The sequence below is a fragment of the Amphritea atlantica genome (assembly GCF_900111095.1).
Lineage (GTDB): Bacteria > Pseudomonadota > Gammaproteobacteria > Pseudomonadales > Balneatricaceae > Amphritea > Amphritea atlantica.
Map to the genome: position 1 here is coordinate 11,987 of NZ_FOGB01000013.1, position 25,509 is coordinate 37,495.

General features: G+C 51.0%; 24 protein-coding genes. 9 read left to right on the forward strand and 15 right to left on the reverse strand.

Annotated elements, in window-relative coordinates:
- Positions 1 to 80: 80 nt before the first annotated feature.
- From BMY09_RS17150 to BMY09_RS17165, 4 genes are all read right to left on the reverse strand, one after another.
- Positions 81 to 1,937 carry a feruloyl-CoA synthase gene (locus BMY09_RS17150; RefSeq protein ID WP_091360695.1) on the reverse strand — a complete coding sequence of 619 codons (1,857 nt, stop codon included), beginning with the start codon at positions 1,935 to 1,937 and terminating at the stop codon, positions 81 to 83.
- A gap of 54 nt (positions 1,938 to 1,991) precedes the next feature.
- The gene (locus BMY09_RS17155; RefSeq protein WP_091360697.1) at positions 1,992 to 3,767 is read right to left on the reverse strand and encodes an acyl-CoA dehydrogenase; all 1,776 of its coding nucleotides are present in this window, start codon (positions 3,765 to 3,767) and stop codon (positions 1,992 to 1,994) included.
- A gap of 9 nt (positions 3,768 to 3,776) precedes the next feature.
- Positions 3,777 to 4,544: a 3-hydroxyacyl-CoA dehydrogenase gene (locus BMY09_RS17160; RefSeq protein WP_091360698.1), complete on the reverse strand. Its 768-nt coding sequence runs from the start codon at positions 4,542 to 4,544 to the stop codon at positions 3,777 to 3,779.
- 120 nt (positions 4,545 to 4,664) lie between these two features.
- A complete protein-coding gene (locus tag BMY09_RS17165) occupies positions 4,665 to 5,426 on the reverse strand; it encodes a crotonase/enoyl-CoA hydratase family protein (RefSeq protein ID WP_091360700.1) in 762 nt (253 codons plus the stop codon).
- A gap of 360 nt (positions 5,427 to 5,786) precedes the next feature.
- Between BMY09_RS17165 and BMY09_RS17170 the strand changes: the two genes are divergently transcribed.
- The 4 genes from BMY09_RS17170 (at position 5,787) to BMY09_RS17185 (ending at position 9,620) form a co-directional block, all read left to right on the forward strand.
- The gene (locus tag BMY09_RS17170; RefSeq protein ID WP_091360701.1) at positions 5,787 to 6,827 is read left to right on the forward strand and encodes a TRAP transporter substrate-binding protein; all 1,041 of its coding nucleotides are present in this window, start codon (positions 5,787 to 5,789) and stop codon (positions 6,825 to 6,827) included.
- Between the two features lie 11 nt (positions 6,828 to 6,838).
- Positions 6,839 to 7,339, forward strand: coding sequence for a TRAP transporter small permease (locus BMY09_RS17175; protein WP_091360703.1), 501 nt, complete (start codon positions 6,839 to 6,841; stop codon positions 7,337 to 7,339).
- A complete protein-coding gene (locus BMY09_RS17180) occupies positions 7,336 to 8,655 on the forward strand; it encodes a TRAP transporter large permease (protein WP_091360705.1) in 1,320 nt (439 codons plus the stop codon). The genes BMY09_RS17175 and BMY09_RS17180 overlap by 4 nt, the downstream gene beginning before the upstream one ends.
- Positions 8,656 to 8,747: 92 nt before the next feature.
- Positions 8,748 to 9,620, forward strand: a complete 873-nt coding sequence (locus tag BMY09_RS17185) for an amidohydrolase family protein (RefSeq protein WP_091360707.1) — start codon at positions 8,748 to 8,750, stop codon at positions 9,618 to 9,620.
- Between the two features lie 93 nt (positions 9,621 to 9,713).
- Here the strand turns inward: BMY09_RS17185 and BMY09_RS17190 are convergent, their stop codons facing one another.
- The 6 genes from BMY09_RS17190 to BMY09_RS17215 form a co-directional block, all read right to left on the reverse strand.
- Positions 9,714 to 10,178 (reverse strand): MarR family winged helix-turn-helix transcriptional regulator, encoded by a 465-nt coding sequence (locus tag BMY09_RS17190; protein ID WP_091360708.1) that lies wholly within the window; start codon positions 10,176 to 10,178, stop codon positions 9,714 to 9,716.
- Between the two features lie 271 nt (positions 10,179 to 10,449).
- Positions 10,450 to 10,971: a hypothetical protein gene (locus BMY09_RS17195; protein WP_091360710.1), complete on the reverse strand. Its 522-nt coding sequence runs from the start codon at positions 10,969 to 10,971 to the stop codon at positions 10,450 to 10,452.
- Positions 10,972 to 11,180: 209 nt separating this feature from the next.
- Positions 11,181 to 12,395, reverse strand: a complete 1,215-nt coding sequence (locus tag BMY09_RS17200) for a multidrug effflux MFS transporter (RefSeq protein ID WP_091360711.1) — start codon at positions 12,393 to 12,395, stop codon at positions 11,181 to 11,183.
- A gap of 181 nt (positions 12,396 to 12,576) precedes the next feature.
- Complete coding sequence (locus BMY09_RS17205) at positions 12,577 to 13,359, reverse strand: amidohydrolase (protein ID WP_091360713.1); 783 nt, start codon at positions 13,357 to 13,359, stop codon at positions 12,577 to 12,579.
- Positions 13,347 to 14,495, reverse strand: a complete 1,149-nt coding sequence (locus BMY09_RS17210; protein WP_091360715.1) for a pyridoxal phosphate-dependent aminotransferase — start codon at positions 14,493 to 14,495, stop codon at positions 13,347 to 13,349. Before BMY09_RS17210 ends, BMY09_RS17205 begins: the two co-directional genes overlap by 13 nt.
- 96 nt (positions 14,496 to 14,591) lie before the next feature.
- Positions 14,592 to 15,530: a nucleoside recognition domain-containing protein gene (locus BMY09_RS17215; RefSeq protein WP_091360717.1), complete on the reverse strand. Its 939-nt coding sequence runs from the start codon at positions 15,528 to 15,530 to the stop codon at positions 14,592 to 14,594.
- 253 nt (positions 15,531 to 15,783) lie between these two features.
- Between BMY09_RS17215 and pbpG the strand changes: the two genes are divergently transcribed.
- Entirely contained in the window at positions 15,784 to 16,827 is a 1,044-nt protein-coding gene (pbpG, locus tag BMY09_RS17220; protein ID WP_245756620.1) for a D-alanyl-D-alanine endopeptidase, read from the forward strand.
- Between the two features lie 91 nt (positions 16,828 to 16,918).
- Positions 16,919 to 17,914 (forward strand): diguanylate cyclase, encoded by a 996-nt coding sequence (locus BMY09_RS17225; protein WP_175483581.1) that lies wholly within the window; start codon positions 16,919 to 16,921, stop codon positions 17,912 to 17,914.
- Between the two features lie 14 nt (positions 17,915 to 17,928).
- On the opposite strand, the gene BMY09_RS17230 is transcribed toward BMY09_RS17225, so the two are convergent.
- A complete protein-coding gene (locus BMY09_RS17230; protein ID WP_091360721.1) occupies positions 17,929 to 18,621 on the reverse strand; it encodes an aspartate/glutamate racemase family protein in 693 nt (230 codons plus the stop codon).
- 167 nt (positions 18,622 to 18,788) lie between these two features.
- Between BMY09_RS17230 and BMY09_RS17235 the strand changes: the two genes are divergently transcribed.
- Positions 18,789 to 19,394, forward strand: a complete 606-nt coding sequence (locus tag BMY09_RS17235) for a Yip1 family protein (RefSeq protein ID WP_091360722.1) — start codon at positions 18,789 to 18,791, stop codon at positions 19,392 to 19,394.
- Positions 19,395 to 19,471: 77 nt separating this feature from the next.
- Here the strand turns inward: BMY09_RS17235 and mtnK are convergent, their stop codons facing one another.
- Positions 19,472 to 20,677, reverse strand: a complete 1,206-nt coding sequence (mtnK, locus tag BMY09_RS17240) for an S-methyl-5-thioribose kinase (RefSeq protein WP_091360724.1) — start codon at positions 20,675 to 20,677, stop codon at positions 19,472 to 19,474.
- 187 nt (positions 20,678 to 20,864) lie between these two features.
- Between mtnK and mtnA the strand changes: the two genes are divergently transcribed.
- Positions 20,865 to 21,884: an S-methyl-5-thioribose-1-phosphate isomerase gene (gene mtnA, locus BMY09_RS17245; RefSeq protein ID WP_091360726.1), complete on the forward strand. Its 1,020-nt coding sequence runs from the start codon at positions 20,865 to 20,867 to the stop codon at positions 21,882 to 21,884.
- Positions 21,885 to 21,969: 85 nt separating this feature from the next.
- On the opposite strand, the gene BMY09_RS17250 is transcribed toward mtnA, so the two are convergent.
- The 3 genes from BMY09_RS17250 to BMY09_RS17260 are packed head-to-tail and all read right to left on the reverse strand — an operon-like array spanning position 21,970 to position 23,873.
- Entirely contained in the window at positions 21,970 to 22,512 is a 543-nt protein-coding gene (locus BMY09_RS17250) for a 1,2-dihydroxy-3-keto-5-methylthiopentene dioxygenase (protein ID WP_091360727.1), read from the reverse strand.
- A gap of 14 nt (positions 22,513 to 22,526) precedes the next feature.
- Positions 22,527 to 23,213: an acireductone synthase gene (mtnC, locus tag BMY09_RS17255; protein WP_091360729.1), complete on the reverse strand. Its 687-nt coding sequence runs from the start codon at positions 23,211 to 23,213 to the stop codon at positions 22,527 to 22,529.
- Between the two features lie 36 nt (positions 23,214 to 23,249).
- A complete protein-coding gene (locus tag BMY09_RS17260; protein WP_091360730.1) occupies positions 23,250 to 23,873 on the reverse strand; it encodes a methylthioribulose 1-phosphate dehydratase in 624 nt (207 codons plus the stop codon).
- Positions 23,874 to 24,174: 301 nt separating this feature from the next.
- On the opposite strand from BMY09_RS17260, the gene BMY09_RS17265 reads away from it, so the two are divergent.
- Positions 24,175 to 25,500, forward strand: coding sequence for a GGDEF domain-containing protein (locus BMY09_RS17265; protein ID WP_091360732.1), 1,326 nt, complete (start codon positions 24,175 to 24,177; stop codon positions 25,498 to 25,500).
- The last annotated feature ends 9 nt before the right edge of the window (positions 25,501 to 25,509 follow it).

Sequence of the window (25,509 nt, forward strand, 5' to 3'; positions counted from 1 at the left end):
ACATGTTTCTGGATATGGCATCTACCAAACCATATTCACGAGAATAGATATCTGGTTATATGTTTATTGAATTAACAGCGTTAAAGCGTAATCACCTGCGCTGATGGCGTTGCGCTGTATATATCGTTAACAATATCCGCACGATTACTGATCACCGCATTTGAGTTAAGCGATCCCTTATCGGTCATCTCATGGGCGTCAATATCTGCCGGCTCGCTTTGCAGCACCAGACTCTGAATGCGGGTAGAGCTTCCGGTACTTTTTTCAGCCATGCTGGCAAGATGATCATTGAACACCTGACGAACCGCTGCATGATTAACGATCTGTTCCAGACTTAGCGTCCCCTCTTCACTATCGATCAGATGGCGACAGTGTTCGAAATCCGGAAATACCAGCGCACTGATAAAACCACGATCCCGGCCAACAATCACCACATCCTGAATATAGGGCGCAAACTCATGAATCATATGTGCTTTAAGGGTGCCCACGCTTACCCAGGTGCCGGTATCCAGTTTAAAATCTTCAGAAACACGTCCATCGAAGTAAAATCCACGAGATGGTTTTTCTTCATCGATAAACTTCAGTGCATCACCCAGGCAGTAAAACCCTTCCTCATCAAAGGCTTTCGCGGTTTGTACCTCATCACGCCAGTATCCTGGCATAACGCTGACCCCTTTCACCCGAACTTCCAGCTTACCCTGATTAGGAACCAGTTTAAGCTGAACGCCGGGAACCGGAACGCCAACAACACCGGAAGCCGACTCTTCAATGGAAGTGAACATCGCAGAGGGTGCGGTTTCAGTCGCCCCCAGCCCGGTCAGAATTGGCACTTTATGGCCTGTGTACTGAACCGATAATTCCATCAGCTCATCCCAGACATGCTGGGCAAGGCCCGCACCAGCATAAAACAACACCTGCAGATTGGAGAAGAACACCTTAGCCATATCCGGATGCTGCTTCAGCTCTTTCACCAGCAGCTCATAACCTTTTGGCACGTTGAAGTAGATGGTTGGCGCAATCTCTCGCAGATTGGCAACGGTTTCAGCGATGCCCTTGGGTACCGGCTTACCGCCGTCGATATAGAGTGAACCACCATTATAGATCACCATCCCGGTATTCTTATTACCACCGAAGGTATGGTTCCACGGCAGCCAGTCGCACAATACCGGCGGTTGCTGGTGAACGAAATTCAGATAGGTCGCGATCATTTCCTGATTGGCGCAGATCATTCGCTGAGTATTGATGACTCCTTTAGGCATCCCTGTGGAACCGGAAGTGAAGAGCAGCTTAGCGATCGTATCGCCATTGACTGCAGCATTCGCGCTAACGACTTCATCGGTGACCGGAGTGTTAACAGCATCTGAAAACAGGCTCAGATCAAAACTAAAATCGTCAACACCGTGGTCCGCTTCATACGCCAGCACACGGCAATCGGATGGCATCACCGCATCAATCGCATCACGGAACGGCCCCAGATTTTCAACAAACACCAGCCCTGGAGTCAGTTTTTCAACGATGTAGCGCAGCTTACCAAAATCGGTAGAGATCAGTGAATAAGCGGTGGATATCGGTGAATAGGGAATTCCCACATACATCGCAGCCAGACCGACCAGCAGGTGGGAGATACTGTTACCTGAGAGGATAACCACAGGACGTTCAGCACAAAGGTTCTGATTCAGCAGATACTGAGAGAGGTGTTTTACCTTCTCCAGCGCTTCGGCATAAGTCACCGTTTCCCAGTGATGCTTGTCCTCTGTCCGTTGTGCCACCATCACCCGATCAGGCGCGGTGGCGGCCCAGTATTCCAGTTTGTCGGTCATTTTTGTTGCATAGGGAGGCAACTCAGAATCTGACCGGACCAGCATAGAACCGTCATCTCTTGTTTCGATGCTAACATCATAGGTAACGACATTTACGGGAAGAGTTTGTGCGTTCATTATTATTCTCACTTTCAATTTTTTATTCTGTTTCCGTCAGCCTGCAGGGCCGACTTATTCTTCAAACCGGTAGTCCTGAATTCCCATTTCAGCACTGATTAATGTTCTGTGTAGCGCCAGCACCTTTGGCGTAAAGTGAGCAAAATAGAACCGGCTTAACGCGATCAGATTATCCAGATAGAGCGTATCTGTGCTCTGTTGCTTCTGTTCATAAGCAGCCACGGCAGTGCGCATCATCATCCAGCTGCAACAGGCGATGCCCATCAGCTCGAGGAAGTTCACCGCCCCGCAGAGCAGGGTTTCACGCCCCTCTTTTCCCTGCTGTAAAATGAACTGCGAGCTCTCTTTCAACACTGCGATCAGTTGCACCAGCATCTCAGTCTCGCTGCCTGCAATCTCCAGTGCGGCATAACAGGCAAAGTCACTTTCAATATCTGCGATCAGTTCTGTAAGCGCTTCACCCTGATCGCTCTGAACTTTACGAAACACCAGATCATTTGCCTGAATCCCTGTGGTCCCTTCGTAGATGGTGGTCACCCGGATATCACGCATCAGTTGTGCAACGCCGGTCTCCTCGACAAACCCCATGCCGCCAAATATCTGAATCGTAGTCCCGGCCATCAGATTGCCACTCTCGGTTGAGAAGGCTTTAAAAATCGGAGTCATCAGCGCAACAAAACGCAGGTGTGCTGCCCGTTTTTCAGGATCTGCCTCAGCCAGATCCAGACGGGAAGCGATCTGATAGCTCAGCGCGCGCAGTGCAGTAACCTGTGCCCGCAATCCCATCAGCATCCGCTTTACATCCGGATGACGAGCGATCTGAACATCGGTATCGCCGCTGAGCAGATCACGCCCCTGAGTGCGTTCCTGACTGTACTCAAGGGCACGCTGATACCCCATTTCACCAATAGCAACGCCCTGTTGACCCGTACTCAGACGAGCTTCGTTCATCAGAATGAACATATACTCCAGGCCACGGTTCTCAGCACCAACCAGCTCACCGATAGCACCACCATCATCGCCGTAACTGATGCTACAGGTGGGGCTGCCATGCAATCCGGTTTTATGTTCTATCGACACACAGCGAACATCATTCAGCTCGCCGCACTGCCCCGATTGATCGACTATGTATTTAGGTACGATAAAGAGTGAAACACCTTTACCGCCCGGAGGTGAATCCGGCGTTTTTGCCAGTACCAGATGAACAATATTCTCGGTGAGATCATGCTCGCCATAGGTAATATAGATCTTCTGTCCGGTGATCCGGTAGCGTCCATCCGCCTGCCGCACCGCACGTGTACGGATGTTACCCAGATCCGACCCGGCACCCGGCTCAGTCAGCGACATACAGGTTGCCCACTCACCGGTGACCAGCTTCTCAAGGTAGCGCTGCTTAAGACTGTCATCGTTGGCGCTAAGCAGAATTTCCGCAGCCCCCTGAGTCAACGCCTGAAACATGACGAAACTCAGATTTGAACTCAGCCACATCTCATGCACCGCTGCGGCAATAAAGCGGGGTAACGACTGTCCACCATATGCTTCAGGCAGAGCCAGCCCCAGCCAGCCATTGCTACAAAACTGCTGATAGGCATCGTTCCAGCCTGCTGGAGTCGTTACCTTGCCATCATTGAAATGACAGCCTTCAATATCACCGGACTGGTTCAGCGGAGAGAGCACCTGACCGGCAAATTTTGCCGCTTCATCAAAAACGGCCGACACCAGCGCCGGATCAAAATCCGCAAAATGCTCTATCTGATTAAACCCGCGACTATCCGCAACATGGTTTAACAGAAAGGTCATATCTTTAAGCGGCGCGACATAGTTAGCCATAATCGTTACCTACTTCGCCGCCATCCGGATAGCGCCATCCAGACGGATAACTTCGCCATTGAGCATGCAGTTTTCAATAATCTGTTGCACCAGTTGAGCGTATTCAGACGGCTCACCCAGGCGCGATGGGAACGGCACTGCGGCCCCCAGAGAGGCCTGAACATCTTCCGGCAAAACATCCATCATTGGGGTTTTGAAAATGCCCGGAGCGATAGTCATTACGCGGATACCAAAACGCGCCAGCTCACGGGCCAGCGGCAGAGTCATGGCACACATTCCACCTTTGGATGCGGCATAGGCAGCCTGACCGATCTGACCATCAAATGCCGCGACCGAGGCGGTATTGATAATCACACCCCGCTCTCCGGTTTCCTGAGCATCCTGTTCACTCATCACGCTGGCAGCCAGGCGAACCATATTAAAGGTCCCCAGCAGATTAACCTGCAATGCACGATTAAACGTCTCCAGACGGTGCACACCATTTTTACCCAATACGCGCTCTGCCCCCGGAATACCGGCGCAATTAACTAAGCCATTCAGGCAGCCAAACGTATTTACCGCAGTATCGATACAGTTTTGAGCCGATTGCTCATCAGTGATATCCGTTTTACAGAAAACCGCTTTATCTGCCAGAGAATCAGCAACAGCAGCGCCACGCTCTGCGTTGATATCCGCCAGCACAACCGACGCACCCTGATCTACCAGGCGACGGGCAACCGCTTCTCCCAAACCAGAACTGGCACCGGTAACGATAAAAACCTTTTGATTAATATCCATATGAGTGTCCTCAATTATTCTTTTCTTCAGTCACTGCAGATTTCCGGCACTACCTTTTACAAAGAAACCATCTGTGCAAAGACAAAAATGCACCTTGCTTTGAGCCGGCAAACAATCTGTCTACTTCTTTTTCCGATTCAAAAATCCCTGGATGCGTTCCTGAACCTCAGGACTGGTTTGCGTCATTCCCGCCAGCAGCGACTCGGTAAACAAACCATCATCCATCGACATACTCTCAATACGGGACAAGCCAGTTACCATGGCATAGTTAGACAGACGTGAGTTTTGTGCTATTGATTTAGCCAGCTCAGTGGCTTTTTCCAGCGCAGTGCCCGGCTCGACACAGTAATGGGCCAGCCCCAGACGTTCACCGTCAACTGCATTATAGGTTCGGCCGGTGAGCATCATATCCATCATCCGGCTTGAGCCCAGAATGCTGCCCACACGGACCGACGCCCCCCCGCCCACAAAAATGCCATGACGCCCTTCCGGCAGACGGAAGTATGTCGTCTCATCCGCGACACGGACATGAGCACAGGAGGCCAGCTCCATACCACCACCAATCACCGCGCCATGCAGTGCGGCAACAACGGGAATAGGAGAGTTAGCAATACGCCCAAACACCCGGTGCCACATGCGCGAGTGCAATACGACACCGTAAGGATCGCGGGCGACATGCTCGGACAGATCAAGACCGGAACAAAACTCCGGACCGTTACCCGAGAAGAGCACCACGGACACCTCTTCAGGCATATTGATAAACACATCCTCTATCTCAAGCAGCAGCGCATCATTGATCGCATTCTTTTTTTCAGGACGGTTGAGTTGCAGATGGCCAATATCGGCTTCTACAGAAAATTGGATATAACGATACTCGGCCATTCGACACCTCTGTTGCACAAAGCGATAACTGCCGGTTTTCTTCCCAGCGTCAAAAATTCATATTTATGTTTATACGAAATATTGTTGTATTAATCAACAATATTGGTAACAAATTACTGATTTTTTAAGAACCCCCAACAAAGAAACCAATTAAAAAGATTTAAATACAATAATTTATATGATTACCTAGCAGATAAAGACCCTCTTCTACGCCAGATGCAGGTGACACTACCGCAAATTCCTATAAGTCGGGCATTTATCTTATGGCCACTATTGTTGCCAAACTAAACAGTTTATGCATAAATACAAATACCAGTACTCTGGCATCCTACAACAATAAAGAATCCAAAGGATCTGAACATGGGCATTAAATCCTCTCTGAAGCAATCATTCGCCGCATGTGCGCTTTTACTAAGCTGCGGTAACGCGATCTCTGCCGAAGCTGAATATACCTTCAAGCTACACCATTTCCTGCCACCTCCTTCCATGGCGCACTCCAAGTTCCTCCAGCCCTGGGCAGATAAGGTGATGGCTGAATCAGATGGACGCATCAAGATCGACCTCTATCCAGCGATGCAGCTGGGCGGGAAACCACCCGCCCTGTTTGATCAGGTGCGTAAAGGGATCGTCGATATCTCCTGGACGGTTACCGGCTACACGCCGGGACGTTTTCCAAAATCAACCGTTTTTGAACTGCCGTTCATTGCCACTGACGCTAAACCAATGAGCATGGCAATGCAGGAATATGCGGAAAAAGAGATGGCTGATGAGTTAAAAGATGTTCACCTGTTAGCCATGCATGTTCATGCACCCGGTTCGCTGCACTCCCGTGAGAAGCCGATCCATACCGCTGCTGATCTTGAGGGTATGAAACTGCGCGCGCCCAACAAAACCATGGCGAACGCGTTTGCTAAGCTGGGGGCTAACCCGGTATTCATGCCAGTACCTCAGATGCCCAGCGCCCTGTCGAAAGGTGTACTGGACGTAGCCGTACTGCCTTACGAAGTGGTTAAACCGTTGAAAATCCATCAACTGGTTAAACATCACACTGAAGTTCCAGGTCTGTATGCCAACACCTTTATCTTCAGCATGAATAAAAAAGCTTACGATTCACTTCCTGCTGATTTGCAGAAAGTCATCGATAACAATTCCGGTATCGAGCTGGCCGGTCATATCGGTGCGTTGTTTGATCAGTATGAAGCGGTCGGCCGACAAGCCGCAGTTGAGCAGGGCAACGAGATCTACCAACTGCCCCCAGCTGAAGTTGAGAGCTGGAAATCGAAGCTGTCGTTTGTCACCGAAGACTGGCTGAAGGATATGCAATCCGACGGTTACGACGCTCAGAAACTTCTGGATGAAGCCCACGCACTTATCGCTAAGTACGCCGCGGCTGACAAGTAATAGGCTTCGCTATGTATACGCTTCTTTCTCAAACCAGAAGGGGAATCGAGTTCATCTCCCGTCAGCTGGCGCTGGCGGGGGGTGTCATTATGATTCTGCTCGCACTGATGACAGTCATCAGTATTATTGGAAGAACTCTGTTCGGCATTACCGTTGAAGGGGACTATGAGCTGGTGGAGATGGGACTGGCGATCTCGATCTTCCTGTTTCTGACAGAGTGCCAGCTGAAAAAAGGACATGTAATTGTCGATTTTTTCACCCTCAACCTGGCCAAACGGAAGATCTACTTCCTCGATGCGATGGGTAATCTGATGTTTACAATTATTGCTGCCACGCTGACCTGGCAGATGTATCTGGGTGGCCTTGACTATTATGAGTATCTGGAACAATCGATGATTCTTGAGCTCCAGGTCTGGATCGCCTACATCCCCGCCGTCTTTTGTCTGGCTTTGCTTACCCTCTGCTGTTTTATTGATACCCTGCTGGGCTTCAGGGAGTACCTGAGATCATGAGTAATATTGAACTGGCCCTCTCTATGCTGGCCCTGTTGCTGGTGCTGATGTCGATCAGAATACCCATTGCCATTGCCATGCTGGGCTGTGGTGCGCTGGGATACACCATTCTGGCAGGCTTCCCCACCACACTTAACTATCTGAGTACGGTTCCCTACTCGAAGTTTTCGACCTACGACCTGTCAGTGGTCCCCCTGTTTCTACTGATGGGTGAACTGGCCACCCGGGCGGGTATCACCACCGAACTGTTCCGCACCTGTAATACCTGGGTTGGCCAGTTTAAGGGCGGCCTGGCGATGGCGGCGGTATCGGGTTGCGCTGCCTTCGGCGCCATCTGTGGTTCCTCACTGGCAACCGCTTCGACCATGGGTCAGGTGGCCCTGCCAGAGATGAAGAAGAATAACTATGCTGGCGGACTGGCTGCAGGCTGCCTGGCGGCGGGCGGCACACTGGGAATACTGATTCCGCCATCGATGGTGTTAATCATCTTTGCTGTGCTGACTGAGCAGAATATATCCAAGATGTTTATCGCGGCTTTTGTTCCCGGACTGCTCGCGGCCGGGGGCTATATTCTGGCCATCGCTATCTATGTCCGCATCTTCCCTAAAGCAGGTCCCAAGGGAGAAAAAACCACCTGGGGGCAAAAGTTCCGATCCACCCGGGATGTCTGGCATATCACCACGATATTTCTGATTGTGCTGGGGGGGATCTACCTGGGTTTCTTTACCCCAACGGAGGCGGCAGCGGTCGGCGTTATTCTCACCGGAATACTGGCACTGACCCACGGCAAGTTAACCTTTGCACAGTTTAAGGACAGTATCATCAGGACAGCCGTTTCCAGTGCTATGATCTTTATGATCATTCTCGGTGCCGATCTGTTCAGTGTCTTTATCGCCCTGACAAACCTGCCAAATCTCGGTGCAGAGCTATTATTGAATGCGGAGATGTCTCCCTATCTGATTCTTGCTCTGATGCTGCTCAGCTACTTCATACTGGGTTGCTTTATGGACAGCCTGGCGATGATTCTGCTGACCATTCCGATCTACTTCCCCATTATTGTGGCAATGGACTTCGGTATGTCGGTTGAGGATACTGGCATCTGGTTTGGTATTCTGGCACTGGTGGTCGTTGAGGTGGGACTGATCACACCGCCGGTGGGCATGAACGTATTTATCATCAACTCCTTTGATAAATCTCTCTCACTGAAAGAGAGCTTCAGAGGTGTTGTACCCTTTATATTGTCCGACTTCTCCCGGGTTTTTCTGCTGGTTCTGTTCCCGCCGATTACTCTGGCGCTGGTACACCTGTTAAGTTAGGCGGACGATATTTATACAATCCGGCGCACTCAGCCCACAGCAACTGAACTGACTGCACCGGATCACATTTTTAAAAGAAACAGGGTGACACTATGAATATCGATGAGATCATTGCTATTGATTTCCACACACATGCTGAAGAGCCTTGCACCTGTGCCCGTGACGATGGTTACTATGAGTTTCAGCAGGACTTTGCCAAATACTTTAAGAATCCGGCAGGCCACAACATGCTGCCGACCATAGAGGAAACCGCAGCCTACTACCGTGACCGGAAGATTGCCTGTGTACTATTTCCTGTGGATGCGGAAAGAGAAACCGGATTTCGTCGCTACGAAAATGAAGAGGTGGCCCAGCTGGCCGCTGACAACAGCGATATTATCATCCCTTTCGCTTCGATAGATCCGGCTAAGGGTCGCTTAGGCGCCCGCGAAGCACGCCGCCTGGTACGTGATTTCGGCGTGCGGGGTTTCAAATTTCACCCAACCATGCAGGGATTTTATCCCAACGACAGGTCCGCTTATGTGCTCTATGAAGCGATTGCCGAAGAGGGTGCAATCTCACTGTTCCATACCGGCCAGACTGGCGTCGGGGCGGGTAGCCGTGGCGGTATGAATATGCGTCTGAAATATTCTAATCCGATGTATCTGGACGATGTAGCAGCGGACTTCCCGGATATGCCCATCGTGATGGCACATCCATCGTTTCCGTGGCAAGAGGAAGCGCTTTCTGTCGCGACCCATAAGCCCAATGTGTATATCGATATGTCAGGCTGGTCACCTAAGTACTTCCCCAAAATCCTGATTCAATACGCCAATTCTATTCTCAAGGATAAGATGCTGTTTGGCTCTGACTGGCCGGTTATCACACCGGACCGCTGGCTGAAAGACTTTGATACTATCGGCATCAAGGATGAGGTAAAGCCGAAGATTCTGAAGGAGAACGCCGTCAGACTGTTGGGACTGTAATCAGCCAATAAGGAAAACACAGCCCGCCTGCATCTTGATACAGAGATCGCAAGCGGGCTTTTTTGTGGCTATTAAACGTGAAACTGACTGTTGCTATTGTTTAGCAGGTTTATGGTTTGCTATACGATCCAGCATGTCGATAATTAAAGGCTTCTCACCCTCATTCAACAGACTGGTAAAGCTGGCTTCATGTTTCAGTACTTCAGCCACCAGTTCCTTATAGAAAATCTCCCCATGGGGCGTCAGAAACAGCGCATGTGAACGGCGATCAGATGCTGAAGGCTTACGCTCGACAATATTCATGCTTTCAAGACGATCAACCACACTGACCATAGCCGAACGGTCATTGCCCAGCGCATTCGCTATAGCGGTCTGGGTTAACCCCGGATTTCGCTCGACGATAGACAGAACGCCAAATAAACCCGGCGTAATGCCAAACCGGGAACAGTGCTCAGAAAAGTCATTAAAAATATTCACCTGAGCTCTTCGCAGTTTATAACCAACAAGAGTATCAAGGATTCCGTAATCGATATCTTCCGATGAATTTAGATTAGCCATTAAATTATTTACATTCTTAACAATTTTAATTACAGCAATTATAAAGGATTATCATCTTTAATGACACTCATCCACGCTATCGACAATATTTTACACACCCCTGATCTCTCTGTGCAGCATGCAGGCACCCGGTTCATTTTTATGGCTTGATCTCTGTGTGCGAAAGATGAGATCAGCAATCCAAAACCTGAATCAGGCCTCCTGCTGTTTCAACGACACCTCATCCGCCTGGGTCACCCCAGCTATCCATAGCGTTTGTTGATCAGATCCTTTACGCCGCAAGCGGATGATCGTGAAAAACATGGCTGCTCTCTATCAGTGCTTTGGGGCAATGCATACGAACCTTCTTATAGACATCCGGCAGCAACTCCACGGCAACATCGACGATCATCAGAATCTGCCCTGCCTCGATCGCATGGCGGTATTTTTCAAGATCGGAGTTTGGTGTGCTCTCCCCAATCGCTTTACCAACCAGCCCGCCACAGAAAGAACAGAAGATCGTAATGACTAACAGGGCAATACTGCCAAATTCAAACCCAAAAATAGTGGAGCCGTAGGCAAATATACCGGCTACCAGCCCTATTACGCCGCCAGCAACGATGCCCCAGTTAAAATCATTTTCCACTTCCGACGTTTCCATGTCGGTGGCTTCGTGCAGATGGGCTTTTTGCAATATTGAGTGATCGCTGGCAACCAGATGCATCGCTTCATCACCGATCCCCAGTTGCCGTAACTCCTCAACCACAAGTTCAGCATGAGCCAGATCCGGCGTCAGAAAAGTTAAACGTCTCATTTCATACCTCCCGGCCTGTCGGCCGCTATGAATGTATCAAGTATAGTTCAACTTGCTGATCCCCAACCGTGATCGGTAGATCTGTGGCTGATACAAAAAAGCCCATCAGAGTAACGGGCTTTGGATTAAAATGAAACCGATCTATTTATAGTTCACATCATCCCACTGCCAGCGAAGGGTACATCAACAAGGACTCCAGATATTCCGGGCTAGTGGCCCACGTCGGCATATCGATGCAGGCAATAACAGATCAGCAGCGCAATACTGATCAACACCAGAAAACCACCGACCAATGGGTAGATAGTCTGGTTGTAGAGCTGACCAATGATCAGACTGAACACAATACTCAGCAGGGTCGATAAAGCACTCACCAGGCCTGCGCCGATACCCGCCAGATGCCCCAGAGGTTCCATCGCCATCGAATTGAGGTTGCCGAACAGGAGTCCGACAGCGAAGAACACCAGAAAAAGGTAGATCACCAGGGTCTGCAAAGGCGGATGCCCGGTGTAAAATATCACCACAGGCAGGTAGATCAGTGATAGCAGAGTAATACTGATCAGCGAGAGAATAATCAGCCGCCACATACCATAGCGTCCTACGAGGCGGGCATTCATCAGCGAAGCCAGACCGATGGCGCCCGCCAGGCAACCAAAGTAGAGAGGAAACTGTGTTCCCAGTGCATACTGATCCTGCAATACCGGCTGCGACAGATTGAGATAACCAATAAAGGCACCAAACACCAGTCCTGTTACCAGGGTAAACCCCATCGCGACGCGATGGCTGACCACCTCTTTAAAGCCACGCCATAAAATCCCTGCAGCAAATGAGCGACGATTTACCTCTGCCAGCGTTTCCGGCATCCGTATCATTAGCCACACACTCAACACGATAGCGGCGGACAACAAACCGATAAAGATCATTCGCCAATCGGCATAATACAAAACCAGTTGTCCCAGGGCTGGCGCCATCATCGGCACCAGAATAAACACCGTCATAACAAACGACATCACCCGCGCCATTGCCCTACCGGCGTACAGATCCCTGACCAGCGCGACCGACACAACCCGGGGTCCGGCCAGACCAAAGCCCTGCAGCACCCGACCCAGCAACATCTGCTGAAAACTATCCGCGGTGACCGATAACAGCGTTCCGGCAGCAAAGATCACCAGGCCAAATAAAATCACTGATTTGCGGCCAAATGAGTCCGATAACGGCCCATAGAGAAACTGCCCGACAGCCATACCGACAAAAAAAGTCACGATAACCAGTTGGTTATCATTGGGATCGGCAACATTCAGATCATTACCAATAATCCCCAATGCCGGCAGCATCGCGTCTATTGAGAGTGCCGCCAGAGAGATCAGCAGCGCAATCAGGGTTACAAACTCGGCAAATGGGATCGCCTTATCCTTCTGGTGGTGCAATTGAGATATCCTTAACTAAATATCGGCGCCTACGGCCGCGGAGCTGTATCTTGAGGGCTATATAATACACAACAGAGCGCTACACTGTTGCCAGAAATAGTGGATTATCGGTGACTTTTCCAGCGGACGCCTCCGGCCACAATCACTGCACCGGCATCAAGCGCGATCCGGGGACTGGCTTCTAACCATCCTGAATAGTAAAACTATCCGCATCCATCCAGGCCGGAAACTTCTGTTTAAAATCAGATAGTTCCGCAGCGGATAAACAGAAGCTTTCGCAGAAAGGCGTTCCGGGCTCCCGATCAATCAACAGCTCCCCCCGGAAATCCACCAGCAGACTATCGCCGCTGTAATCGTGGCCATTGGCATCCGCTCCTACCCGGTTAACTCCGGCCACATAACAGAGATTTTCGATCGCACGGGCCTGCAGCAGCTTCCGCCAGGGTTGCCGGCGGGGGGATGGCCAGTTGGCCACATAGAGGGCCAGGTCATAATCATTACAGTTGCGGGAAAACACCGGAAAACGCAGGTCATAGCAGACCTGCAGCAAAATTCTCCAGCCTTTATAGTCAACGATCACCCGCTTTTCGCCAGGCTGATAACGCTCATGTTCACCCGCCATACGGAACAGGTGTCGTTTGTCGTAGAATGTCTGGCTACCATCCGGAAAGGTAAAGATCATCCTGTTGACATAACCGTTACCCGCTTCGATGGCCAGACTGCCAGTTATCGCAATTCCCCGCTGTAGGGCTTGCTGCTGCAACCACTGGCAGGTCTCCCCGCCCATCGGTTCAGCAGCGGTCCGGCTGTCCATAGTAAATCCGGTGGAAAACATCTCCGGAAGCAACACCAGGTCGGTACCCTCAGCGTGCTGGTCCATCAGTTGTTCATACATAGCACGATTTTCAGCGGGATTCTGCCACTGCATATCGGGCTGAATCAGCGTTATTGTCAGATCCTGCATAGTTTTTCCGCTGCCTCTCTCAGCGTGTCATCACTTTTAGCAAAGCAGAAACGTACTAACCGTTGCTCCGGCGGTGACTGGTAAAAAACCGATACCGGAATCGCGGCAACCCCCACCTCGGTGGTGAGCCAGCGGGCAAAGGTCAGATCATCCATCTCCGGTTGAATATCAGAATAGTCCATCAACTGAAAATAGGTGCCGTTTGCCGGGGTAAAACGGAATCGACCGGGTGTCATCAGTTGGCAGAACAGATCCCGCTTCTGCTGGTAGAACCCGGGTAATTCAAGATAGTGTTCAGGGTAATCATTAATAAAATCGGCCAGCGCCAGTTGAATCGGATGCACAGTACAAAATGTCAGGTATTGATGCAATTTGCGAAACTCAGTGGTCAGCGCCGCCGGCGCAACACAGTAGCCCACCTTCCAACCGGTCGTGTGATAAGTTTTACCAAAAGATGAAACCACAAAGGCTCGCTCCGCCAGTGCCGGTCTGCGCAGCAGACTCTGATGCGGGCCGTTGAAGCAGATATGTTCGTAGACCTCATCACTGAGCAACAGGATATCACTACCTTTTACCAGTGCCTGCAGCTGATCCAGGTCTGAAGATGACAACACAGAACCAGTTGGATTATGGGGGCTGTTAAGAATAATCATGCGGGTTTTGTCATTAATCGCCTGCTTAACCTGCGACCAGTCAATGGCAAAATCCGGGGCACGCAACGGCAGATGCACAGCCGTGCCACCATTCAGTTCAATGGCGGGTTCATAGCTGTCATAAGCCGGATCAAAGACGATTACTTCATCCCCCGGGCACACCACAGCGCCGATCGCAGCAAACAGCGCTTCTGTGGCTCCGGAGGTGACCGTCACCTCCGTTTCCGGGTTAACGGTGCAGCCATAGAGTTTCTCAACTTTCAACGCAATCGCATTGCGTAACGCCATCACTCCCGCCATAGGGGCATACTGATTGAGACCATTCTCGAGGTAATAGGTTACCCTATCCAACAACGCCAGCGGGCCATCAAAGTCGGGGAAACCCTGCGACAAGTTAATCGCTCCATGCTCTGCGGCCAGCTGCGACATCTCAGTAAAGATGGTGGTACCAACTTTGGGTAGTTTGGTCGGTGGGTATTGCATCAGTGTGTTGTTCCTTTAAGGCGCGCTGTGAATTACAGCAATAGGGTCAACTCTAAGTCTGCTCTGGCCGGGGGTCAAGCTGAACCCACTGTCTGCTCAGAAAATCAACAGGTGCAGCACACCCCGCACCAGAATACCAACGATAGCCCCAAGCACAGCAGCCCTGGCAATCGATGCGACCCGCTTACCGGCGGCCATCAGAATCGCGACTCCGGCCACATCAAACGGATGGATAATAAACCCGGCTATCCTGTTCAGATCGGTTGCGGTCATCGCCCCCTGATTGATCAGATCAATGGTCACCCCCATCATTGCGGTGCCGCCAGCAATAAACTTAGTCACGATCGGCAACACGGTAGATTCGGGCAGATCAACCAGCGCCAGTACCGGAGCAAGCAGCGCCGTCAGCAACTCAATCGAGCCGGTAATTTTCAATAGATTAACGAAACAGAGCGCCAGAATCAGTAACGGTATAGAGGCGAGCACAATCCTCACCCCCTCCTGACCGCCATCAGACAAAATCTGAATCACATTCTTTTTTTCATGCAACTCAGGCGCCAGATGCTCAGTGTGGCTGTAATCATCATCAAGGCTCGGATCACGGGCGAATAGATAATAGGTTGCAGCTGCCGCAATAAGCCCGCCAATCAGCGAGGTTATCATAATCACCGGCACATCCAGCCCCACCACGGCCATTGGAAAGACCACATTGGCCTGAGACAGGGTCAGCACGATTGCCAGAGTGGCCGCAATTGCCCGCCGCGCGGTACCGTCCCGATCCATAATAGCCAGAGTCGCAACCGGCGCATTGAAGCTGACAAACAGAATCTGCAGCATCGCAAAGATCCCCAGCCCTGGTACCCCAAACGGTTTCACCAGCGGCGACAGTCTGTTTGAGATCCAGCCGAGTACGCCTTTACTTTCCAGCAGTTTCATCAGTGCCAACATCACCACCATCACCGGCAGCAACACATACAACACCATATCCATAGCCGTTCGGCCAGAATCGAGAATCAGTGTAATAATCTGTTCCATTTAAATTTTGCTCGCTCCAGAAATAGCGCTGTTCATTTTACTCTGTCGGAACTGTATTCTAACTCATCATGTTTCTGCGCATATTTCTTCTTACTGGCCTGACCCGATCTGCCGCCATAAAAACATAAAATGAGTAACGAAACCAACGATAATGCGATCCAGCTATGATAGAGTCTGCAACTATACGGCTATGTTGACAGGGACCTCAGGCCAATCAACTGTTGAAATAGCAATCTAAAATTACGGCTCTGTTTTGAAAACGATCTCAGCAACACCTCTGTCCCACAATCGTAACGCTGAAGCCAAAATAGCGCAGTGGTTGGCTAATCGTCTGATACAGCGATTGTGTTTACTGATTTGCACTGTTTTTCTGTCGTTCCAGCCGCTACCGGTTTCGGCCCAGTCGGCTGTAGCAGTCCAGGCCAGAGCGGTTTCCAGTACGACTCAACGTCTACTTAACCTCGATCCGGAAAAAATAGAGCTGGCCTCAGTCAGTGCCGCTGTTGTTGATAACAAAACCGGCGCCCCTCTGTATAAAAAACATGCTGAACTGGTGCTGCCGATCGCCTCCATCACCAAACTGATGACGGCGATGGTGACGCTGGACGCAGGGCTCTCCCTGTCAGAGAAGATAACGTTCACTGAAACACAAAAACGGGCCAACCATAACTACTATAGCCGAATCCGCATTGGCTCTGAGCTGCCCCGCAAAGATGTTATACGCATCGCCCTGATGTCCTCTGAAAATCTGGCCGCCTCGGCGCTTGGACACAGCTATCCCGGCGGTATCAAAGCGTTTGTTAACGCGATGAATCGTAAAGCCCGACAACTGGGTATGACCCATAGCCACTTTGTCGATTCAACCGGACTGTCAGAAGCGAATGTCTCAACCGCTTCGGACCTTGCCATTATGGTGCGGGCTGCCGCCAGCTACCCAAAGATATCCGAATATAGCAAAACCAGAAGCTACACGGCCCGCTTTAGTGAACCGCGATATTCTCTGCGCTATGGCAATACCAATGTACTGGTTCACCGCAAAAGCTGGGATATTGACGTTACCAAAACCGGCTATCTGAATGAAGCCGGCCGCTGTCTGGTCATGATGACCCGGGTTAATGGCAGAGAAACCGTAATGGTCATGCTAAACTCGTACGGTAAACGCACACCGGTTGGAGATGCCGGTCGGATTAAACGCTGGCTCACAACGGGCAAAAGCGGAAAAATCAGTAGTTCTGCAAAACACTATCAGCATCAGGTACTGCAGCAGCTTATACCTGAACAACTGGCACTGCATTAGGCTCACCCTAATGAAAAAAGCAGATGATCAGCTCCCCGTTAACACTGGCCGCCAGCATGCCAATACAAGCAGATCAGGGACTGATAACGTGATGAATAACCTACTTGAAAGTTTGCACCATGATGATTTCGAACAGCTCGCTGCCGATATCAAGCAATCGCTGGAAGCGCACCGCCACTGGATGCAGAGAATTACCACTGCGCTGGTGGCCCGGCAACCGTTAGAGGAAAACCAGTTTATTGCGGTGGATGCCCACCTTCACTGCCACTTTGGTCGCTGGCTGACAAAAATCTTTCAGGATGAGCTGTTTCAACAAGGCTCTTTTCTGAGAATTGAGCAGTATCACAGGCAATTACACGATGCTGCCCGCACCCTGATTTATCAGCTGAACCACCACGCAGAGGTTGATATTGCAGCGTTTGAGAAATTCATGCAGTTGCAAAAAGAGTTCTTCGATATGGTGATGATGCTGTTTGAATTTTCAGTCCTGAATAAGCAGCAGTTTGATCCCACTACCCGGCTGATGAACCGTCGATCTGTAGACTCGGTACTGGCCAATGAATATAGCCGGATGCAACGGGCCGATGACTACTACTGCTGTGTTGCCATGGCCGATATCGACCAGTTTAAACAGGTGAATGATCTCTGGGGGCATGATGTGGGAGACCTGCTGCTAAGTCACACAGCGAAAATATTCAACGATGCTATACGCCGTCATGACACCGTATCACGCTATGGCGGTGAAGAGTTTCTGTTTATCTTTCCGGATATGCGCTTGGAGCAGGCGGGGCTTGTAGTAGATCGTATCCGCAAGCAACTGGCAAACAGCAGTATCAGCCATCACAGTCACCTGCACTCTGTCACCGCCTCTTTCGGTGTCACTCAACTGTGCCGCCATTGCGATATCAAAGGTTCTGTCAAACGCGCTGATATCGCCATGTATGCAGCCAAGGAGAGTGGCAGAAACTGTACAGTGACCGTCGATAGCCAGGCAGTGGTCGGGCAGACATCCTATGAACATCTCAATAAGGAGATCACTGAACTGATTCGCCAGCACTGTAAACGGGTGGCGCCCGGAACCGATTAGGCTAATTAACCACCTCAGGACAGGGCTAAGTCTACCGCTGCGGCAGCGTGAATAGCCGTGGTATCGTACACTGGTACTGAGGTGTCTGACTGGCGTATCAGCAACGCGATTTCCGTACATCCGAGAATCACCGCCTGTGCCCCCTGCTCCGCCAGCGAGGCGATTATCTTCAAGTACACCTGACGCGAGTCGTCATTGATCTGGCCCTGACACAGCTCATCATAAATGATGCGATGCACACTTGCCTGATCAGCCGCATCGGGCACTAACACCCGGATACCATGTTGCGCGGTCAGGCGGCCTTTATAAAAATCCTGCTCCATGGTGAAGCGGGTACCCAAAAGACCAACCGTTTCTATACCGTCTGCTTTTAACTGCTCTGCCGTGGTATCGGCGATGTGCAGCAATGGAATCGACACCGCCGCCTCCACCTGTTGCGCGACTTTATGCATGGTATTGGTGCCAATCATAAAGAAATCTGCTCCGGCGGCCTCTACCGCCCGCGCCGCCTGTTCGAGTATCACCCCGGCCTGATGCCAGTCACCCTGCTGCTGCAGCGTTTCAACCTCCGCAAAATCAACGCTGAACAATGCCATTTTAGCGGAGTGTAATCCACCTAACTGCTCCTTGATACCACAGTTGATTGCCTTGTAATAACTGGTGGTGGACTCCCAGCTCATTCCGCCTAACAGACCGATTGTTTTCATGCTTACTCTCCATACTCATGTCGTTTACAGAGAATATAAAATTATCAGAGCAGGGCACCAGATACAGTTTTTACTCAGGTACAGCAGTACAGATTGACGATATTGATCTACCCTTTATTCAGACACGTAATAATCTGGCACCACCCACAACATAGCAGGTGATTCTCATGACCATAAAATCGATGTCTGAAATCTTCTATCATCCCCACCTGGCAATGCAGCATTTACGGGATGAAAAACTCAGGGGCACTGGAGAGGTGCTTGTGATTCTGGCATTGCTGGCATTGATACCCGCCGTTTCACTGTTTATCGGTACTACTCAGCTCGGCTGGAGTCTGACCCCTGGGGGAGATGCGATAAAGCTGAGCCTGATCAGCGCACTTAACTCAGCCATCGCATTCTATCTGGCAACCTGCTTCGCCCTCTGCTTAATGGGCTTTACCATGCACTGGATGGAAAAAACCTACGGCGGTCATGCATCACTGGAGCGCTGTATGAATCTGACGCTCTATACGGCCACCCCCCTGTTACTGGCTGGATTTGCCGGACTCTATCCCATGTTGTGGTTTTGCGTTGCGGTGGGATTGGTGGCTCTGGTCTATAGCACCTGGTTACTGTTTACCGGTGTCCCGATCATTATGAAGATTCCTGAAGAACGGGGCTTTCTGTTCTGCATCTCTATTCTGACGGTGGGGTTGGTATTACTGGTGGGTTTAAGGTCGGCCACCGTATTTCTCTGGAGCACAACAACGCCGCTGGTCTACGTGCAATGATTGTTCACACCGGCCAGAACCTGAAAAGCCTGCACTGACTGACATCAGAGCAGGCTCTTAACGTTATCAGGCGGCGCTTAACGGCAGTAAAGCTCACCGCGTACTCTATCGATAACCTCAGCAATACTGCTCAATGTCGTACGCTCTTTAATCAGTATCTGCCCCAGGGTCAACGCCAGACGTTCAGAGTCGGCACGACGTTCAGTATCCTCAATCGACTCAATATCCATAACATGTGCCAGACCGATGGTTCTGCGAATCATCTCGGTTCCGGCATATCCCAGAGAGTCAGCCAACAGCTCGCTGATATACCAGTCTGCATATTCTCCCAGTTGCAGGCTGGGATCACGGGTTTCCACTGACATATGCTGCCGGAAGCGCTGTTCGAAGGTATGCCACAGAGTGTTGATCCCTGCCAGCAACCACTGCTGGTAGTCGCTGCGTTCTGCGTACTCCCCCCGCTGATTTGCCTGCCCGGCAACATTCAACAGATAGTTACCGATAACAGTACCAATATCGAAGCCTGCCGGACCAACATAGGCAAACTCAGGGTCAATAATTTTCGTGCCATGTTCATTAGCGAAGACCGATCCGGCGTGCAGATCACCGTGCAACAGCGCTTCAGCCTGATTAAGAAACTTGATCTTCAGACGGGCCACTTCCAGTTTTAATGCACTATCCTGCCACAGTTTTTCCGCATCAGTTCGGAGAGAGGCATTGATGCTGTTACGCTCATGATCACAATACGGATCCCAGAAGAATAACTCTTCCGAAATTTTGCACAGATCCGGGTTAATAAACCGCTGTACCAGAGATTTTTTCTCATAGGTATCCAGATAAAGATCTGAGGTATAAAACAGGGTATCCGCCAGAAAACGTCCCAGATGCTCCGCCAGCAAGGGCAACTGTTTTCGCTCTACCATGGCTATACGCAGATTTTCAAAAGCGCTGATATCCTCCATCACAATGGCACACTGCTCAGCATCATAGTGATATACCTGCGGCACTAAGTCAGGACAGTGGTTCGCCTCCAGCTGCAACGCTTCCGCCTCGATCCGTACCCGGTCCTGAGACAGAGGCCAGCCCTCACCAATAATACGGATATAGGGCAGCGCCTGTTTGATAATCAGACTGTTGGCTGCACCGGTCACCCGGTAGACAAAATTAATATTGCCATCACCGATCTCTTCCACCTGTAAAGACTCTTCGGAGGTAAACAGATCGCTGTGTTGACGGGCAAAAGCGATCACATCGGTATCTGAGGAAAATTTTCTGAAGCTCATTGTTATTATCAATTCCAAAGCGATTAAAGAAAGCGAGAAAAGAGCGTCCTGGGAGAACGTATCAAAAGCACATCTCTGCTGGGATTGACTGCATTGTGGCAAATCTGCTCTGCTCTGCCTACCCCTTTTCTGAGCCCTCGGTTCCTGATAACTTAGGCGGCCTGAAAACCTTCCTGATGGAGCTTCCATGAAAGACCTGCTCGCAACCAGTATCAAATATCAACACGGAGCTCTTTACGTGCTGGATCAGCACCAGTTACCTCACCAAGAGCAGTGGCTTCCCTGTGATAGCAGCGATGCCATGATTGCGATGATTAAAAAGTTGCAGATTCGTGGTGCTCCACTGATTGGCATTGGTGCCAGTCTGCTACTGGCGTACTTGTCAGAACAGGGGCTGACTGCAGATGAGCTGCATACTCAGGCTGAGCGGCTGCGGGCAGCACGACCGACTGCGGTTAACCTGATGAACTGCATCGACCGGATGCTGGCGACACTTGAAAACGAAGGCCCGGCTGGCTTAAGCCGGTGTGCCGAGCAGCTCTTCGAAGAGGACGTTGATCTGTGCAACCGCATGGCAGGCTTTGGGGCAGAGCTGATTTTCGACGGCGCCAATATTCTCACCCATTGTAACACCGGAAGCCTGGCCACGGCTGGCGTGGGCACCGCTATCGGCGTTATCGGTGAGGTGAAACAACAAGGCAAGCAGCTGCATGTCTGGGTGGATGAAACCCGTCCCCTGCTGCAGGGGGGGCGCCTGACCGCCTGGGAGATGGCCCGCCTGGGCGTTCCCCACACCCTGATTTGCGATAATATGGCAGCCACGCTGATGGCCCAGGGTAAAGTCGATGTGGTGCTGGTCGGATCTGACCGGATCGCTGCTAACGGTGATTTTGCCAACAAAGTAGGCACCTACTCACTGGCAGTGATCGCCCACCACCATAAGGTACCGTTCTATGTGGTTGCCCCCTACACCACCGTTGATCCCGAATGCCCCGATGGTAAAGCGATTCCCATAGAACAACGCAGCCCGGCTGAAGTACAGGGTGTCAGTGGCAGTTTTGGCGAGGTGAACTGGGCCCCGGATAATACCCCGGTCTATAACCCAGCCTTCGATGTTACCCCCGCAGCGCTGGTCACCGGCTGGATTCTAGATACCGGGGTTTACAGCCAGGAACAGATCGCCGCTGGGGTATTGAAGACGCTGTGAGAGAAGAGCCTGAAATCAGGCACTTCGTCTCAGGATAAAGCACCGAGATGTGAAATTCAGAGAGGCTGATAGTCCAACTGACGCCTCAGGCCTCAAACTTAGGAAACTGATCAGCAATGGTACTACCGGTATAGTTGGCTACCCAACCTTCAGGGTTATTGAACAGGCGGATCGCGGTAAAGTCCGGTTGCGGCCCCATATCAAACCAGTGGGTGGTATTGGCGGGTACGGAGATCAGGTCATCTTTGCAGCAGAGAACCTTATACACTTTTTCGGCAACATGGAGGTAGAACATCCCCTCCCCACGGACAAAGAAACGCACTTCATCTTCGCTGTGGGTATGTTCGCTGAGAAACTTCTGCCGCAGTTCATCCTTAGCCGGGTTGTCGCTGGCCAGACTGATGGTATCAACAGTGATATAACCCTGTTCATCTTTCAGACGCTGAATTTCAGCATCGTAAGCCGCGAGGATATCCGCAGCACTACTGTTGGCATCGATCGCCTGCCCCGCTTCCCAGCGCTCAAAACGGACACCGATGTCAGCCAGTTTAGTACCGATCTCTGCACCATCCGTGCTGGAGTATACTGGTTGGGCATTATCATCAGAGTATATTGTTAATTCACTCACTGCTTAGTCCTCAGTTAAATATTCGTCAGCGTTATCTGCTGAAAAGTCTGAACCACCGTATGATCGCTCTGTGCCGGAAGCTGATCCCGGGCTAACAGCGTTGTTGCCATTCCCGCTTCGCGCGCCGCATCCAGCTCTTCTTTGATATCAGACAGAAAAAGAATCTCAGCCGCAGGCAAACCGATATCGGCGGCGATTGCCCGATAGGCGGTCGCTTCGCGCTTATGACCGGTGGTTGTATCATAGTAACCACCGAACAACGGCGTCAGATCACCAAAATCACTGTAACCGAATAACAGCTTCTGCGCTTTAACCGAACCCGATGAAAAGACATACAGCTTCAGCCCCTGCTGCTGCCACTTTTGCAGATACTCATAAGCATCATCATACAGGTGGCCGGTAAAATCCTGCTGTTCATAGCCGGCGACCCAGATCAGTCCCTGCAGGGTTTTCAACGCAGTTACTTTTTTATCCTGCTCTATCCAGCCAAGAAATGCGCGGATCAGTGTTTCCAGATCTGCCTCTGGCTGGCCCAGTTCCGCCCGGGCATCCTCCAGGACTGACTGTACAATCTCATCCTGTTCATGGCCACGAAGATAACCTGCCAGATGATCATAGGCATAGGGAAACAGCACCTTATGAACAAAATTGATATCAGTTGTGGTGCCTTCAATATCGGTCAGAATCGCTTTAATCGTCATGAGTTACCCTTTATACACTCTTGATTCAGCACTTTTTTAGGGACGCAGGCGGCGCATCTCCAGCTCACAGGCAAACAGGAACTCCAGTCCCTCCAGGTGACGTCGGGCCTCATTCACATCGTGTCCCCAGGCATAAAGGCCATGACCCCGTACCAGAAATCCCCAGTTCAGTGGCGCTTGCTGCCAGCGCAGGGCTAACTGCTCTGCCAGCGCCTGCATATCCTGGGTATTATCAAACACCGCCAGCTGTATCGTCGCTTCATGGCTCTGATTTCCGGACAGTGATTTTTGCATCTCATAACCACAAAGAGTAAGCCAGTCGTCTCTCTCTAATCGTGACAGCACCGTAGAGGCGACCGAGTGGGTATGCAGCACCGCGCCGATGGCGGAATTGAGCTGATACAACCGGGTATGCAGCAGCGTTTCTGCCGAGGGCTTAAGTTTGCTTTCAAGCGGCTGACCATCGAGATCCACCGTGAGCAGATCTTCATCCGTCAACCGCCCTTTATGCCGTCCTGACGCGGTCACCAGCGCCTGATCATCAGATAGCCTCGCAGAGAAATTACCACCGGTCGCAGGACACCAGCCCTGAGCGTCGATCCAGCGGCCTGCCTCGATGAGTGCTGATGAAACAATAGCTGAAGGAATTGCTGTTCGCATGAATCAATATCCGCTGTAAAATTGCAGCCTAGTGTACTCGATTTTACGCCGCTGACGAAGTCCGTTCTCAACCTCTCTTATTCCCTGATTAGCGCTGAACCATGGTAACAACAGTTACTATTTCGGGTATAAAAATCATCAGCCCACCCTACGCAATCAACTGAACAGTGCCATAATCAGACTTGGTAAAGCGCTTAACGTTCGCCTGTTTAGGCTCAACACTTATCGGGCGTTCCCTCCAGTTTTATTACTCAGGCATTTGCTAACCCAAGCGTTTCAGAGAGGCAGACCGAAACAACTGATGAAAGACGATTACAAGCACCTTATCCATATAAAAAGCCATGACGAACTGGAGCTTTATGAGCTGATACCCGATGTCGTCTGGATCTTTGATCTGGATAAGCACGGATGGTGGTGGGGCAACCAGCCCGCCCTGAAATTCTGGGGACTCAGTCAACTGGATGAACTGATCAACAAGGATCTGTCCGGTGACACCCAGGGCGCCCGGGACCGGACCGTTCAGACCTTTGAGCTGGCAGCCAAAAATGGCCTGACGATTGACCCCTGGACCACCTATCCTGACGGCAAACCCAAAACACTTTATATGAAACACCGCGCCGTGCTGGTCGGTCCTGAGCGTCACCGGGCGATTATTGCCTATATCAACGAAGAGGTTAATCTGGGAGAAACACCGGAAAACCTGCTGCTGGTTGAGGCGATGCGCTATACCACCGTGATGGTCACCAGTTTCACCTTTGAGGGGGAGATCGTGATCGAAAACCCAGCCGCCACGGAAGCCTATAACCACATCGATCCTAAACAGATATCTGACCAGCGGTCAGCCTTCAGTGCCCGTTTCGCCACCCCTGCAGAGGGTGAATCCCTGCTGCAGCAAGCGATCAGTGAAAAAGGGGGACGCTGGACCCATCTGATGCATACCAGTGCAGGCTTACGTCAGCACACTCTCGATATTCGTATTACCCGTCACCCCCTGAGCGGCGATTTTTTGATTCTGATGGCGGAATATGATGTGACACCACTGTATGAAGCGCTCAATGAAGCCCATGAAGCCCAGGAAGAGCTTCGAAAAATGGCCCATTACGATGCGGTGAGCGGCCTGCCCTCGCTTAATTTTCTGATGCAGCATGCGCCCAACTATCTGGCCAGAGCGGAACGAAGCAGACAACAGCTGGCAGTGATGTTTATCGATCTCGATGGTTTTAAAGCCATCAATGATAGCTGGGGCCACGATACCGGCGACCAGGTGTTGCGGGAGATAGCCCAGCGATTATCCGGAGTATTACGGGATGCCGATCAGATCGCCCGTATCGGCGGCGATGAATTTATCATTCTGGTGGATGATATACACGATGAAAACAGTGTCACGACGGTAGCAGAAAAGATTATCCATCGCCTGGAAGGGAAGATCAGCCTGAAAGACTCTGCAGCCATCCCCACTCAGGTGCGCGTCAGTGCCAGTATTGGTATCGCCCTCTTTCCCGAACATGGCAAGACTCTGGAACAACTTATCAAAGTTGCCGATAAGGCCATGTACCGTGTCAAAAACAGCGGTAAAGCCAGTTACGCGATTGGAAACAGCCCGGCCAACGATCTCACCACAGACTAATCAGCGATA